This is a genomic window from Chryseobacterium sp. UF-81 (assembly GCF_058245105.1).
The window spans coordinates 363,407-378,275 of the sequence record NZ_JBSIBX010000001.1 but is presented as its reverse complement, the minus strand read 5'-3'; the positions used below and the strand labels follow the sequence as shown (position 1 = coordinate 378,275).

The window sequence follows — 14,869 nt, the reverse complement described above, 5'->3', positions numbered from 1 at the left end:
CAATCATAGTTCAGTCAAATTGTTAGATAAACTTGTGCCTTGTTTTTAGTTATTCATACGAATATCAAGTTTATGCAACAATCTTTTTCAAAAAACTAAAAGTATCTTTAAGTTCATCTACCATATTTAGGTTTGTAGACCTTTTCTTGCCTCTAAGTTCTTCTTTCGTTATTTCAGAATCCTTTGTTAAAATGAAATAATCTGATAAAATTTTCCAATGTTCTCCCTCTGAATCCTGTATAATTTTGTCTTCTTCCATTACTTTGTAAAATGTATGTAAAGCTGTGACATTCTTAAGCCAAATGATTTTATGCAATTCTCTTCGCTTATTATTAAAAAGGTCATTAATTTGTTCATAGGTAGTCGTATCTGAAATAAATCCATTGTCAATTAGACTCTTTTGAATAGATGATATAATCTGAAATCTTGCATCCATATCCTTTAGATTCCTATAGTTATTCCTTGTTGCCAATTTAAATGATTGAACCTCTTTTTTGGACGGATATACAAGCTTTTTTAAAATCTCAAAATTTTCGTTTGATAAATAATCCGCAAAGTTTGAATAAAAATCCCTAAAAATTTGTAAATAAACTTCCTTTATAACAATTCCATACTTGGCAAAAACATTTTTCTCTTTTCTTATCGCATCATCTAAATCATAATAATCACCAATCATCAACTGAGTGAGTTTATTTGTGTAAGAATGTTTGTTTTTTAATAAGATATATTCATGCCTTAGTAATATTTGACATCTATTTTTTTCCTCAATCAAGGCATTGTATAAAGGTTCAAAAAAGGAAATTGTTTTTAAACTACCATTATCTTCAATTTTCATTCTTCCTTCAACTTTATACTCAAAACCATAATCTTTAACATGATTAAAATATTGATAAGCTATAAGGTAGAAATAATCTCCTCTTGTGAATATATTTTTGAACATATCGAATCTTTCAATCCGAGATTCATCTATTTGTAAAAATGCTGGCAATCTTTTTTTTTCCCAAAAGAAATATCTAAATCGAGAAAACGGGTATTCTGTAAAGTTAACATCATTACTACTATACATATCCGCCGTAGAATAATGTACAAATAGTGGTGAAAAGTCAAAGTCATCATAAATAGCAGGTAAAAAATTTATCATATTCCTAAAATTATATTATTAATGGTATTTGCTTTACGCTTGTCAACTATTTTTGCGTAAATCTCTGTTGTTGTTACATTTTTATGACCGAGCATTTTGGAAATTAGATAAATATCCGCTCCTGCTTCTAATTGAGCAACTGCATAAGAAGTTCTAAAATTATGAAAAGTAACCTTTTTGTCAATTTCTGCCTTTGAAAGCCATTTTCTTAAATTATCATTCAATGAGTGATACGCAATTCTATCAAAAACAAAATCTGTCTTGTCTTTTCTTTCTCCCATCAACCTTATAGCTTCTTCTGAAATTGGATGATACTGAAAGGCTGAGGTTTTCTTCATTCTGAAAAATATATAGTTAATTCCTTCCCGTTCGACTACATCACACCATTGTAAGCTATTAATATCACTGTATCTTAAACCACTCAAAAGGGCAAAAATGCAATATTTCTTTAATGCTTCATCGGGAAAATCAGTAGTAAATAATATTTTACATTCTTCTATAGTCAAGAAATTTTTCATTACCTCTTCCTCTTCAATCCATTCTATTCGCCCCTTAAAACTTTGAGAAAGATAGTTTTCATCATAAGCCATTTCTAAAACCTGTATAAACCTAATAAAATAACTTGCTGCTGAATTTCTGCTAATTTTATGTGTAGTACTTTTTAACTGATAAGCATTAAGTAACTTATTTTTAAAATCTTCAATGAGAGTCTTATTAATATCTTGAAACAGAATATTTCCATAAAATTTTATAAAATGTCCGTAGCTCCCACTCCATGCACCTGCAGAACTAGTTGCATTTTGGGCTTTTTCCTTAAAATATTCAGTAAAGATTTTGCTTTTATTTTCCGCTAATTCTAAAGACTTTAATTCTGTTTCTGTATAAATGTCAGGCTTTGTTATTTCTTTGAATCTTTTAGCTCTGTATAGCTCAACCATTTCCAAGACTTCTTTATTATGAAGTTTTTGAGCTGGAGTTAATGTTAGTTTTTTAGGAAAACCTTTTTTATCTGTGACAATTTCAATTTTAGACTGCTTTTTACCTTTTGAATCATTGTAATAAATAATCTCACTTTGAAAATCATTATATAAAAAGTAACTTGTTTTTTCATAGCGGGTATATTTGCCAGTCTTCCTATTGAAAACAGGAGGATAAAAATTTAATGATAGATTACTCTTATTACCTTTTACAAGTTTTTTCAGTACAGTTACTTTTTTACTCATTATTGAAGATTGTATTTACTAAGTTTTTGGGAACATAAACATTTTTACCTTTTGGAATTTTCGGAATATTATGTTTTTTGCATAAATGATAAAATGAACCAGAACTCACTTTAAATAAGTCTAAGACTTCGTTAATCGTGTAATAATTGTCATCACAGAAATATGGTAAATTATATTGTTTTTCTTCGTTATTTTCGGCTTTTTGCCTGAAGAGTGCATCTAAGTCAATCTTTCTAATCCTAACCGATTTAAAGCCTTCTAATTTGCTTAATCTGCCCTCTTTTAACATTCGATAAATTGATGTTCTACTAATATTAAGTAAAAGCATAACTTCTTTGATTGATAAGTAATCTTTCTTTTGAATTTCTTCAATATCATAACCTTTAATTTGCACTTCCAAATCCTTATCACTCGCTTGAATCTTTTCATTACGCTTTCTCTTTTTGTAGAATTTCTTAGCACAGTCATCAGAGCAACATTGAGTAGTTGTTCTTTTGGCTACAAATCTATTTCCGCAGAATTGACAAATTTTATTGACTTCCATAACAATTAAATTCTCCTCAGAAATGTTTCACATTGTTTCCTCATGTTTCTCATTGTTTCAAAATGTAATATTTTTTAACGATGAAATTACAAAATTTATTCCAAATTAAATTCATAGAAACGAAATAGAAACAAATAGAATGTATATATTCTTCAATATTAAATTTTGAAACAAAACAGAAAGCAAATAAAAAACCCCTTAAATACTATATTTAAAGGGTTTTTTGTATTATTGTAATTGCAATCTATATACAATTTAAAACACAGCCTACTTTCCGATACAAAACTTAGAAAAAATATTCCCCAGCACCTCATCATTGGTTACTTCACCGGAAATTTCACCAAGATGTTCCAGAGCATTTCTCAGTTCATAGGCCAGCAGCTCTGTGGAGATCTGGAAAGAAATGGCTTCTTTTACTTTATGGGTAGCCTCCAAAGATTTGCGAAGGGCTTCAAAATGTCTTTGGTTCGTAATAACTACATTATTTTCCTGGGACTTTAACTGTTCAACGTAGGAAGACAGTTCATTTTTAAGATCCTGGATATTTTGGTTTTCTACCGCTGATATTCTGATAAAATCAAACTCCTGGGGAATTTCATTTCTGAAAATATCTTCTACAGCTTCATATTTCGGAGGCAACACTTCGTCAATTTTTGTAGCACAGATAATCAGTTTCAGATCATCTCTCTGCAGGGATTTTATCATTTCGATATCTTCAGAATAATCTTCTGTCGCGGCATCTGCCAGATATACAAGAATATTGGCATTTTCTACTTTTTCTTTGGCCTTCTTTACCCCGATGGCTTCGATCTCATCAACCGTTTCACGGAGTCCGGCCGTATCAATCAAGCGGAACGCATGACCTTTGATGTGGAGCACTTCTTCGATCGTGTCTCTTGTAGTTCCGGCAATATTACTAACGATTGCTCTTTCTTCTTTCAGTAAAGCATTTAGTAAGGTTGATTTTCCGGCATTCGGCTTTCCGATAATGGCCACTGCTGTTCCGTTTTTGATGGCATTTCCATATTGGAAACTTTCAATAAGAGAGTCTAATTTTAATTCGATCTTATCCAGCAGTCCGTTAAGGGCTGATCTGTCAGCAAATTCTACATCCTCTTCAGCAAAATCCAGTTCCAGCTCAATCAGGGACACAAAATTCAGAAGATCTGTCCTTAAGATTGATATTTCATTGGTAATTCCTCCTTTCAGCTGATTGATCGCTACTTTTCGGGAAGCTTCATTTTCAGAGGCAATCACGTCCGCAATGGCTTCCGCCTGTGAAAGATCTATTCTTCCATTGATAAAAGCACGAAGGGTAAATTCTCCTGCCTTGGCCATTCTTGCCCCGTTCTTAGTCAGAGTTTCCAAAATACGTTTTCCGATATGCGGTGAACCGTGAAAAGCTATTTCCACAGAATTTTCTGTAGTAAAACTTTTCGGAGCCAGGAAAATAGAAAGCATTACTTCATCAATAGCTTCTTCACCATCCATAAAATATCCGTAATGGATGGTATGAGACTTCTGCTTTTCCAGTTTTTTGCCCGGAAAACTCTTCTGGACAACCGGTAAAGCATCGTTCCCTGAAACCCTGATAATCCCTAAAGCTCCCACTCCATTGGCTGTGGCCAGTGCGCAAATCGTATCGTTATTCATGATGCAAATTTACGTTTTTTCAGGCTAATTTCTGATGGGGTATTTTATACAGATTGTCTATGTCTTTGATTGGAATTATTGGAGTTTTAAAGTCATTGCGAGGAACAAAGTGACGAAGCAATCTCAATTCGTGCTAAACCTTTGTGCTATTTGTGTTAAGATACCCTATAATTCTGTAAAAAAGCTCTTGCATAATTATAAGTCTCCAGGAATTAAACATTCCTTTTTTAAATAAGGCTGCTTCGCCCCTTTGTTCCTTGCAATGACAGCTTACTGTCTTCTGCCCAATTCCTTCACTTTCTGAAGCCATCCGACACGCTGTGCCTCGGTAGAATTCCGTATGATACCTATATAAGTAATTTTCACCGGTTTTACACCGCAGAATTCCAACGTTGATTTTTTCAGCTGATTAATGCTGGGCCTTCCATATAAAAGCCGGTAATACCATCCCGGCTGATCGAGTGTTGTGATGATATGGGCGGTTTTCCCTTTCAGCAGCTTATCCCACCAAACTGAATTTTCCCTGTACCGGTAGGCAAATCCGGGAAGAAAAAGCCTGTCAATGAAACCCTTCATCAGCGCAGGTAAACCTCCCCACCAGACCGGATGAATCCACACCAGATGATCTGCCCATTGTACGGTTTCCCAAGCCTTCAACAGATCAGGTTCCAGCTCCATTCTTTTCTGGTATCCAAAGTGAAGAACAGGATCGAATTCCAATTCGGCTATTATGATTTCTCTGATTTCAGCGCCTGATTGTTCGGCTCCTTTCCTGTAAGCTTCTGCCATTCCGAAATTGAATGAATTCTTATTGGGATGTCCGTTGATGATGGCTATTTTTTTCATCTTGATGTTTTTATATTTATGGATTCATAAGCTTTAAGCTTCTCTAGAAGTGAGTATGGCTGATGGAGCTGATGACTGAAATAAGTATTATTTTCATGGGAATTCTTCAACAGCTCTTCCGTATGAAGCACTGCAGAAAGTGCCGTTAATTCTGCCTGTCCTTTTGTACTTTGCAGGCTTAATTTTTCATTCCCTGATTTAGTTTTTATAATAATCTCAAATACGCTTTGATCGCCATTTCCACTTGATCCGAAAATCATTCTCCGTTCTTTAAGTGATAAAATATTAAAAATCCTCACCTTTTGAAATGCGCCTAAAAGCCATGTAATAAATTTAGAGTTATAAGTCATCTTCACACTGACATCAGGTATTTTTTCTATCTGATTGAGAATATATAAATCCGGAACATCAAAGTTATAGGCTTCCCTTTTCCCTATTCCAAAAGAAAAATCAAAATCTTCGGAATCCAAAAAGTGTTTTATGGGAACCTGTCGGTTATTCTCATACCTGATAAATGGCTTTGCTACGTTTTCAGCCATAAAGTGGGCTGAGCTTTCTCCCGCAAGGTCTTTCACGGAGTAGTATACAAAAAGCTTCACTTCCTGAATGTCGCCTGTATTACCTGCAAGTGTTTTTACCAATCCGTTGACAATACCTCCCATCCATCCGGAACTGAATACAATCCTGCTCCTGACATTTCTGTTTTTAGCAATTGCATACGCTTTGACAAGGTCGGGAGTCGGTTTGGTGATATCCAGATAATCTATTTTATTTTCGATGGCAAAACGAAGAATATTATCCTCTTTATCATTCACAGAAAGAATGACCAGATTTATTTCCTTTTCCAGAATCACCTGAAAAGTCCCGGGATCCGTAACATCAATTTTAAGATGATTGCCCGTTCCTCCTTTTCTGCCACCAATGAAAATATTAACCTGGGGATTTCTTGATTTTAAAATTCGGATAATTGTTTTACCTACAAGGCCGTTTCCTCCAACAACCAGAATATTGTGCTCCATATTATTTTTTTTACAAAATTATAGAGCTGTAATGCTGGGGCACAGGACAAATGTCCAAAAATTATATGACCGTTTCTTTTCTGATCCTGCTAAGATGCCTCTGTGTAATTCCTAAGTAAGATGCCAAATACTGCAGAGGAATTTTCTGTACATAATCGGGTTGATTGCCAAGCAGCGTTTCATACCGCTGTGAGGCACTGTCTCTTTGGAGCTGAAAAAATCTTTTCTCAAGCTCAAGATATTCCTGTTCTGCTATCATCTTTAAAAATTTTGTCCAGTTAAGATCATCTTTTATCAGATCATCTATTGCCTCTTTTTTTAAAACCAGCAAATCGGCATCGGTAATAGCCTGCATATTTTCCCTGCTGGGACAATCTGCAATAAATGAGGAATAGCTAGCCATCAGTTGATTGGGAAACCTGAAGCAGTAGGTCATATCCTTTCCATTATCCGAGATATAATAGGAACGGAATATTCCTGATATAATAAATGCTATTTCCCTGCATTTGTCACCTTCCTGCACAAAAAAGTCATTTTTATACACTTTTCTGGTTTCAAAAAGCTGTAAAAAATCTTCAATCTCATGGTCTGAGAATATATTAAAGCTCCGGAAATAGTTTTCTATCATATTTTTCAAATTGCAATTAGAATCCTGAAAGTTTTTCTTCAACGTGTTTTTTGCAAAATTAAACAAATACAAAGCGACTGCAAGCCTTTGAAATTTTCTTTGATGCTTATAACCTTACTCCATTGAATTAAGTATGATTATATTCAAAATTGAATGTATTCTATCTGTGAGAAATCTTAACCCGATGATGAAAAATAAAACCATTTCAGAACGAAATGGTTTACCTGCTTTGAATTTAATAAATATATGAAGATATGAAATGATGCATTTTTATTGACACAAAGATAGATCGTCCCGCAGGGTTTTCTGTCAGGGGAATCCCTAAAATTATATCCGTGAAAATACGGTTGCAGGTATAAAAAAGCCCTGCGGATTTCTCCGTAGGGCTTCAGAATTTATCTAACAATTATTAATGTTCTAAGTATGGAATTCAATATTTAAGGTCCAAAAATTGACCATTGACTATTCACAATTACCATTTATTGACCTACTAAAGAGGACTTACCAGTTCAAGGAACCATGTTTTAACATCTCCTTCAAGGTAAGGACCTATTTTTTCTTCACATGTTCTGTGGTAGTTATTCAGCCATGTTATTTCTTCTTCTGAAAGGATTTCTTTTACAATAGTATCCTTAAAGAACGGGCAGAACGTCAGGGTTTCGAATTCATAGAAAGTTCCATGAATTGTTTTTTCCGCTTCTTTTACAGCAATCAGATTTTCATGTCGGATTCCGTATTCTCCTTCAAGATAATATCCCGGCTCATTGGAACATACCATTCCCGGAAGAAGATCCTGCGGGTTCATATCTTTTCGGATGCTCTGCGGACCTTCATGAACGTTCATAAAGCTTCCTACTCCATGGCCTGTTCCATGATTGAAGTCCTTCCCTTCCATCCAGAGTGGAAGCCGTGCAATGGCATCAAGGTGAACCCCTTTTGTTCCTTTCGGGAACTTTACCATCGATAAACGGATCATGCCCTGAAGCACTAAGGTAGAATTTCTTTTGAACTCATCGGAAACAGCTCCTAAAGCCAGGGTTCTTGTAATGTCGGTCGTTCCCTCCAGATACTGTCCTCCTGAATCTACCAGGATACTTGCATCATTGGTAACTTCTTTACTTCCTTCACTTTTTGCAGAATAATGCATGATAGCTCCGTTATCCTTATATCCTACAATGCTGCCAAAGCTTTCCCCAACAAAGTTTTCTCCTTCTGCACGGAAGCCTCTCAGTTTTTCACCGATAGAATATTCGTTCATACTTTCTTTCCCTGCATGATGGGTCAGCCAGTAAAGGAATTTTACCATGGCAACACCGTCCCTTACCATCACTTTTCTGAATCCTTCCAGTTCAGTTTCATTTTTCTGGGCTTTCATCAGGTTACCGGGAACCGGAGCTTTTATAAACTGGTTGTTTTCTTTTAAAGTTTCAATGATCATCTGGTTGCTGTTTGGCGAAACCAGGATTTTTTCATCTTTAAAGGCTTTCAGATAGTTGTAAAATTCTTCATAGGGCATCATTTTCACAAAGGAATCATCCATCTGTTTTCTTGCTTCAACTTCCAGCTTTTCAAGGTCTGTGAACAGCACTGCGTCATTTTTGGTAATGACAATATATCCTAAAAATACAGGATTGCTCTGTACATCACTCCCTCTTAAATTCAGTGTCCAGGCTACATCATCGAGACTGGAAATAATATGAACAGTAGCTTCCTGTTCTTCCATTTTCTGACGGATTGCTCCCAGTTTATCTGTAACAGATTTTCCGGCTCTCTCGACAGGATGTACGAAAATAGGATTTTTTGAGGGTGTGCCCCTGTCTTTCCAGATCTCCTTTAATAACGGAAAATCTGTTAAGGCAATATTTTTTGACTGCAGTTTTTGCGAAAGCAGTTCCCAATTGGCATTTGAAGTGGCAACTGCATTAACGGCCACTTTTCCTCCGGCAGGAATCTGGGAAATAATCCAGTCAATATAATTGGGTGTCCCTTCCATTCCGTCTTTGAAAAGATCGATTCCTGAACCTTCCAGCTCCAGGGCAGCCTGAGTAAAGTATCTTCCGTCCGTCCAAAGCCCCGCTTTGTCTTTTGTTATTACTACAAAACCTGCAGAACCTAAAAATCCTGACAGCCAAGCTCTTTCCTGCCATTCTTCAGGCAGATATTCGCTCATATGGGGATCTGCAGAATATATTATAAATGCATCAACATTATTTTTTTGCATTTCTTCACGAAGTGCGGCCACTTTTTCCTTTGAAGTCATTCTTTTCTTTTTTAAAACACCGAAAGTTACAAAAAAATTGAGGTTTGGAAATGAATTCCAACCTGTATTTTCGTTAATAATCTGTTATTTTTCTTTGTTTCTGCATTCAATCCGTAAAAATTTTATCGCGTTTAATTTTAACGCTTATTCTGGATTCAGATGAAATATATTTTTTACATCTTGATGATTTTATCAACAATATCTATTGTAATAATATACTTACATACCACAAAAACAACATTATTGCTAAACATATAAGGTTTTGGAGAGATTATTGCTAGTATTATAACATGAGAGAGCAGAATTATAAAAATCACAGGAAATTTTATCCTCCCCATCATTTTATTTATCTTCCGCTACTGATCGTGCTGGAAATTCTTGGGATTTATAAAATCTGGGACGATCCTGAAAATAAGCTGATATGGATATTATTTTCAACCGTGATATTTCTGCTTTTCTACCTGGCTTTTATGACGAGACAGCATTATGCGCTGGGACTTCAGAACCGTATGGTAATGCTTGAATTTAAACAGCGGTATTTTGAAATTTTCGGACAGAGATCTGATGAAACGGCAGATAAGCTGAGATTTGACCAAATAGCAGCATTAAGGTTCGCCTATGATGATGAATTCAGGGAACTTCTGTACCGGGCACTTCACGAAAATATATCAGGAGACGAGATCAAGCGTTCTATCAAGAACTGGAGAGCTGATCGCCAGAGAATCTGATTTAACACCAAAAATATTTATATCATGAGAAAGTTAACTTTATACAGTATGATCGTTTTCACATTGCTAACGTTAACAAGCTGTGAAGCAATTGAAACTATTTTTAAGGCTGGAATGTGGTGGGGAATTATCCTGGTCGTTGCAGTAGTAGTAATCCTTTTTTTAATCTTTTCGAGGGGTAAGAACTCTTAACCATTTTTTATGGAGAAGAATACGGATCTGGAAATTATTTCCCACTTAAAGCCTTCAAAAATTATCAAGATCATGAAGGATCCCGAAGCCTCCGCAAAGGCGGTACATCTTGTATATACCACCGATGCGGAAACTGCCGGGATTACCCGCAAAAAAACGGGAAAAAAATATTCTTATTACAAAGACGGTGAAAAACTCAAGGATAAGGATGAAATTTCAAGAATCAATAAGCTGGTGATACCTCCTGCCTGGGAAAACGTCTGGATATGTGCCTTGGACAATGGTCATCTTCAGGCTACAGGTTTTGATGTAAAAAAAAGGAAACAGTACCGTTATCATCCGCTGTGGAGCGCACTCAGAAACCACACCAAATTTTACAGAATGCTTCAGTTTGGGTATGCATTGCCCAATATCCGGCTTCAGGTAGAGCAGGATCTTGCTTTAAGAAATTTCGAGAAAAGAAAAATCCTGGCATTAATTGTCAGTTTGATGCAGCATACGAACATCCGTATCGGCAACAATGCCTATGAAAAGCTATATGGCTCTTTTGGCTTAACCACTCTGAAAGGCAAACATGTGAAAATTAACGGTCAGAAAATTTCCTTTTCGTTTAAAGGAAAGAAAGGGGTTATGCATAATATTGATCTTAAAAGCAAAAGGCTCTCCAGACTTGTGCAGAAATGCAAGGATATTCCCGGAAAAGAACTTTTTCAGTATTTTGATGATGATGGAAACCGCCATTCGATAGATTCAGGGATGGTTAATGAATATATTAAGGAGATCAGCGGAGAAGATTTTACAGCCAAAGATTTCAGAACATGGTCAGGAACAGTAAGTGCTCTGATCGCTTTTAAAGAGATAGGCTACGCCGAAAACAACAGCCAATATAAAAAAAAGGTAAAAGAGGCCCTGGAAATCGTTGCCGAACATCTGGGAAATACCAGTACGGTATGTAAAAAGTATTATGTACACCCTTTGGTGATCAATCTTTATGAGAATAATACGATTAAAAAATATCTTGACGAACTGGAACAGATTGAAGAAAATGACGGAAAAGCAGGTCTTACTCATGAAGAAAAGCTTGTCCTGAAAATTCTGGAGAATGAAAAGATGTAGGTTAAAAGGACATAAAGCAGATTCTTGAAAATGGAAGCCCAAACCTTAGATATAGGTTTTTATTGCTGATTTTTCCTTAATCCACAGACTGCAAATTGTTTTGGCTAACCAAGAATATATTAAAATAATAAATTTCCCCTTTTACACTGTAATTTTATTGGTTAAAAAATGCGATCTGTATTCTTTGGGCGTAATACCGGCAATTTTCTTGAAAAGCTGGGTGAAGTGTGAGGCGGTCTGGAAATTCAGTTCGTAGGCAATTTCAGCAATATCCCTGCTCGAGTGAAGCAAGGCTTTGCTATAATTGATATCAATCTCATTGATCCACTGTTTTAGTGACTTTTGAGTAACATTTTTCACACACTTGTTAAGATAACTCTCCGTTACCGATAATTTATCTGCATAAAAAGCCACTCTTTTTTCTTGTACGTGATATTTAAACAACAGGTCACGAAACTGAAGCGAAAGCTCCATTGGCCTTGTTGCTGATTTGTGATGGTTATCCGGGTCCGTGTTCAGCATTTTCATCAGGATCAGATGTAGCATTGTGACAATAACTTCGTTCATATTCAGATTATTCAACCATATTTCCTGTTCCATAATCGGAAGAAGCTGGGTAATTGTTCCATAGGTCAGGCTGTCGAGATTAAGGAAAGGGGTCATGAAGAAGATACTGCTTTTATGCTTCGGCAGTTCCTGTTCGGACAGAACATTATTTTCGTAGGCCAGGAAAAATCCCTCGATATCATCGGAGAGTTCCAGGGTGGCAGTAATTGTTCCCTGTTTGATAAAGATTACACCTCCTTTTTCTGCATGATACTCCTTATTTTCAAGATATTGCCGGATATGACCGTTGGTTACAAAAATAATAAAGTTAAAGGTCGTACGGTACGGAATCACCGGGATCAGAATTCCTTTAAGATAATTCTCCAGCCGGTAAAGCTGTATATCGGCATTATTGGCTAATATTTTCTCCGTAATATTCGGGAGGAAAAGCTTTTTATACTGAAAATTGGATAATACTTCCATATCCGATAAATAATTTAATAAAGTTAGACAAAATTTGCTTAATCAGGTTAAAAGGTTTGAGAGTGGGAGAGTTTTAGGGTGATAGAGTCAATCAAGTTGGAAATATCCTGATAAATTTTCAAAAGATTTTTTTTCAATATTCTACCATACCTTTACACCCAAACTCTCAAACTCTCCCACTCTCAAACCCTAAAATTTATAATACATTCCTACTTTCACTCCCAACGGGCTTCCCGGCGTATAGGTAAGATCAGTAACGGATTCTGCTTCGCCTTTTAACTGGGTTTCCGTGGCAAACTGGGCTTCGTTCCATTTTACATTGAAAAGATTGTTTACCTGAATATTCGCACCCCATTTCTGGCGGCTGTAGGATAACATAAGATCATTGACGAAATAAGCTTTTGTTTTGATGCTGTTGTCTTCCACAGCAGGTCTTGATCCAAGATACCTGTACTGAAACCCTACCGAGAATCCCTGCAGAAAATCCCAGTTAACGGATCCTGTACTGGTGACAACAGGAGCCAGCGGAACGTAATCCTGACCTTTTTCTTCCTCAATGAATCTTGCATGGGAATAATTGATATCTGCATTGAAATAGAAATTTTCCACCGGCTGGAAACGGATTCCCAGATCCGCCCCGAAGCGTCTTGATTTTCCGGATGGTTCCACTACCGCATCATCTCCTACGTAAACAAACTCCTGCTGAAGATACATATACCATAAAGCCGGAGTAATAATCAATGATTTAAAAGGATGCAGCCTCACCCCAAAATCTCCGCCTATGGAATACGGAAGTGTTTTCTGATCAGGATTCGGGACAACTACTCTCAGGTCATTGGAATGGAAACCCATTCCGGTTTTCAGAAACCACATGATATTATCGTTCTGAGCATAGGAAAAATTAAGTTTCGGGCTTAATCTTGTGGCTTCTTTTGACTGTCCCGAAGGAAGTTGTTCCGGGTCCAGAAGATTATGCATATTGAAAATAAAATGATCTGCTCTCAAAGCCGGATTAACGGTCCATTTTCCGCTTTTCCAGATCAATCCTGAATAGACATGAAGATTGGTTTCTGTTCCGTTCACGTCAGCTTTTCTGTCCAGCAGAAGATCTCTGTGATAAACATGATTGAGCTGTAGTGTATTGATATCGTCATTTCTTAATCCTACTCCGGAAATCCAGTTCAAAGAGCTATTTGCGAATGTAAAGCTTTTGGTATATTTTATCTCGGCTCCGTAGATGTTTCTTCCGTCTGTCTGCTGGATTTCGTCACCATGGTCTTTATCATTCAGATAAAAAGTAAAATCTGAATAGAGATTAAAATTATATTTCGAATAAAAAGCCATGACATCCATCTGTTCCGAAGATGAAATAATGTGCTTAAAGTTCATCTGCAGGTTGGTTCTGGAAGTTTTTCCGCCTTCCGTAGGATCAATACTTCCCCATCTGCCTATAATTCCTTCATCTACAGCCCGTTCAGGAATCTGTCCGGAAGCGTTCCACGAAGAATTAAATGTTGAGAACTGGATGTTGAAATAATCATTATCAGTAATCCACTGGTTATATTTCCCGAAAATATTAACTCTGTTAAAATTCTGCTTTACATCAAAAGGTCCGTCGGTATAGTTGTATTCTGCAGCTACATAAGCATTTTTCCTTCCTGTATCATCATGCAGAATATTGAACATTCCCAAAATTCTTTTTGAATTAAATGAACCGCCTTCCAGTTTGACCACGCTGTTTTTTAATCCGTTATAGGTTTGAAAATCCACATATCCGGCGGTATTAAAATCTCCACGGTCCATATAATAGGCCCCTTTCCCGAAATCAATATTATTTACGGTTTCAGGAATCACAAAATGCAGATCGGAATATCCCTGTCCGTGCGCATGGGAAACAATATTTACCGGCATTCCGTCCACGTTGACGCTCACATCTGTACCGTGGTCTGCATCAAATCCTCTCAGAAACAATTGCTCAGCCTTTCCGCCTCCTGCATGCTGTGCAATAAACAGTCCGGGAACTTTTCTCAGCAGATCCTGAGCGGAATTCACTGGAAACTTGTTCAGGTCCACTTTGGTAATAGCCGTTAAAAACGAACTGTGATTAATAGATACTTCGGAGATCTGATAAGGTTTGTGCTGTAAAAAGATAACTTTATTTTGATCTTCACCATTTGTTACCACCCATTTAACCTCATCGTATCCCTGACGGCTGATCATCAGCGTATCAGGAAGACTGGCATCAGGAATGATAAAGGTTCCGTCTGTTCCTGAATGCGTATGGCTGTTTCCGTGGTTGTATTTCACTAATACATCGGCGACTGGAAATTTATCTTCTGCATCTTTTACTAGCAGTTTTTTTTCTGTTTCCTGAGCTGATATTTTTCCGTTAAAAGCCAGTGCCAGAAATATGGCTGCTATTTTAGTTATCTTCATTTTTAATTGAATATTTATTTTGTTTAGTGTCTGGTAAGAGTCAAGAACCTAGAA

Annotated in this window: 12 protein-coding genes; 2 read left to right on the top strand and 10 right to left on the bottom strand. The window is 36.5% G+C overall.

The window, feature by feature from the left end:
- Positions 1-70: 70 nt before the first annotated feature.
- The 8 genes from AC4IFE_RS01835 to AC4IFE_RS01800 all read right to left on the bottom strand — a co-directional run bounded on the left by AC4IFE_RS01835 (position 71) and on the right by AC4IFE_RS01800 (position 9,314).
- Positions 71-1,141, bottom strand: a complete 1,071-nt coding sequence (locus tag AC4IFE_RS01835) for a hypothetical protein (RefSeq protein WP_490754420.1) — start codon at positions 1,139-1,141, stop codon at positions 71-73.
- The gene (locus tag AC4IFE_RS01830) at positions 1,138-2,364 is read right to left on the bottom strand and encodes a tyrosine-type recombinase/integrase (protein ID WP_490754419.1); all 1,227 of its coding nucleotides are present in this window, start codon (positions 2,362-2,364) and stop codon (positions 1,138-1,140) included. The genes AC4IFE_RS01835 and AC4IFE_RS01830 overlap by 4 nt, the downstream gene beginning before the upstream one ends.
- Positions 2,357-2,908 (bottom strand): helix-turn-helix domain-containing protein, encoded by a 552-nt coding sequence (locus tag AC4IFE_RS01825; RefSeq protein WP_490754418.1) that lies wholly within the window; start codon positions 2,906-2,908, stop codon positions 2,357-2,359. Before AC4IFE_RS01825 ends, AC4IFE_RS01830 begins: the two co-directional genes overlap by 8 nt.
- A gap of 267 nt (positions 2,909-3,175) precedes the next feature.
- On the bottom strand, positions 3,176-4,561 hold the full coding sequence (gene mnmE / locus AC4IFE_RS01820; RefSeq protein ID WP_490754416.1) for a tRNA uridine-5-carboxymethylaminomethyl(34) synthesis GTPase MnmE: 1,386 nt from the start codon (positions 4,559-4,561) through the stop codon (positions 3,176-3,178).
- Between the two features lie 270 nt (positions 4,562-4,831).
- Complete coding sequence (locus AC4IFE_RS01815; protein WP_490754414.1) at positions 4,832-5,407, bottom strand: NAD(P)H-dependent oxidoreductase; 576 nt, start codon at positions 5,405-5,407, stop codon at positions 4,832-4,834.
- The gene (locus tag AC4IFE_RS01810; RefSeq protein WP_490754412.1) at positions 5,404-6,426 is read right to left on the bottom strand and encodes a saccharopine dehydrogenase family protein; all 1,023 of its coding nucleotides are present in this window, start codon (positions 6,424-6,426) and stop codon (positions 5,404-5,406) included. Before AC4IFE_RS01810 ends, AC4IFE_RS01815 begins: the two co-directional genes overlap by 4 nt.
- A 61-nt stretch (positions 6,427-6,487) precedes the next feature.
- Positions 6,488-7,054 carry a Crp/Fnr family transcriptional regulator gene (locus AC4IFE_RS01805; protein WP_490754411.1) on the bottom strand — a complete coding sequence of 189 codons (567 nt, stop codon included), beginning with the start codon at positions 7,052-7,054 and terminating at the stop codon, positions 6,488-6,490.
- 490 nt (positions 7,055-7,544) lie between these two features.
- Complete coding sequence (locus AC4IFE_RS01800) at positions 7,545-9,314, bottom strand: aminopeptidase P family protein (RefSeq protein WP_490754409.1); 1,770 nt, start codon at positions 9,312-9,314, stop codon at positions 7,545-7,547.
- 290 nt (positions 9,315-9,604) lie between these two features.
- Here AC4IFE_RS01800 and AC4IFE_RS01795 point away from each other — a divergent pair, with 290 nt between their 5' ends.
- A complete protein-coding gene (locus tag AC4IFE_RS01795; protein WP_490754407.1) occupies positions 9,605-10,042 on the top strand; it encodes a DUF6526 family protein in 438 nt (145 codons plus the stop codon).
- Between the two features lie 201 nt (positions 10,043-10,243).
- Positions 10,244-11,350: a DNA topoisomerase IB gene (locus tag AC4IFE_RS01790; protein WP_490754406.1), complete on the top strand. Its 1,107-nt coding sequence runs from the start codon at positions 10,244-10,246 to the stop codon at positions 11,348-11,350.
- 141 nt (positions 11,351-11,491) lie between these two features.
- Here AC4IFE_RS01790 and AC4IFE_RS01785 read toward each other — a convergent pair whose 3' ends face one another.
- Both AC4IFE_RS01785 and AC4IFE_RS01780 read right to left on the bottom strand, forming a co-directional pair.
- Positions 11,492-12,379, bottom strand: coding sequence for a helix-turn-helix domain-containing protein (locus AC4IFE_RS01785; protein WP_490754404.1), 888 nt, complete (start codon positions 12,377-12,379; stop codon positions 11,492-11,494).
- A gap of 189 nt (positions 12,380-12,568) precedes the next feature.
- Positions 12,569-14,815, bottom strand: coding sequence for a TonB-dependent receptor (locus AC4IFE_RS01780; protein ID WP_490754402.1), 2,247 nt, complete (start codon positions 14,813-14,815; stop codon positions 12,569-12,571).
- Between the last annotated feature and the right edge of the window lie 54 nt (positions 14,816-14,869).

What these genes read in the sequence shown, in the direction of transcription:
- mnmE (WP_490754416.1), bottom strand. Translation starts at nt 4,561, where the DNA reads ATGAATAACGATACGATTTGCGCACTGGCCACAGCCAATGGAGTGGGA.
- AC4IFE_RS01825 (WP_490754418.1), bottom strand. Translation starts at nt 2,908, where the DNA reads ATGGAAGTCAATAAAATTTGTCAATTCTGCGGAAATAGATTTGTAGCC.
- AC4IFE_RS01795 (WP_490754407.1), top strand. Translation starts at nt 9,605, where the DNA reads ATGAGAGAGCAGAATTATAAAAATCACAGGAAATTTTATCCTCCCCAT.
- AC4IFE_RS01800 (WP_490754409.1), bottom strand. Translation starts at nt 9,314, where the DNA reads ATGACTTCAAAGGAAAAAGTGGCCGCACTTCGTGAAGAAATGCAAAAA.
- AC4IFE_RS01810 (WP_490754412.1), bottom strand. Translation starts at nt 6,426, where the DNA reads ATGGAGCACAATATTCTGGTTGTTGGAGGAAACGGCCTTGTAGGTAAA.
- AC4IFE_RS01790 (WP_490754406.1), top strand. Translation starts at nt 10,244, where the DNA reads ATGGAGAAGAATACGGATCTGGAAATTATTTCCCACTTAAAGCCTTCA.
- AC4IFE_RS01805 (WP_490754411.1), bottom strand. Translation starts at nt 7,054, where the DNA reads ATGATAGAAAACTATTTCCGGAGCTTTAATATATTCTCAGACCATGAG.
- AC4IFE_RS01835 (WP_490754420.1), bottom strand. Translation starts at nt 1,141, where the DNA reads ATGATAAATTTTTTACCTGCTATTTATGATGACTTTGACTTTTCACCA.
- AC4IFE_RS01780 (WP_490754402.1), bottom strand. Translation starts at nt 14,815, where the DNA reads ATGAAGATAACTAAAATAGCAGCCATATTTCTGGCACTGGCTTTTAAC.
- AC4IFE_RS01815 (WP_490754414.1), bottom strand. Translation starts at nt 5,407, where the DNA reads ATGAAAAAAATAGCCATCATCAACGGACATCCCAATAAGAATTCATTC.
- AC4IFE_RS01785 (WP_490754404.1), bottom strand. Translation starts at nt 12,379, where the DNA reads ATGGAAGTATTATCCAATTTTCAGTATAAAAAGCTTTTCCTCCCGAAT.
- AC4IFE_RS01830 (WP_490754419.1), bottom strand. Translation starts at nt 2,364, where the DNA reads ATGAGTAAAAAAGTAACTGTACTGAAAAAACTTGTAAAAGGTAATAAG.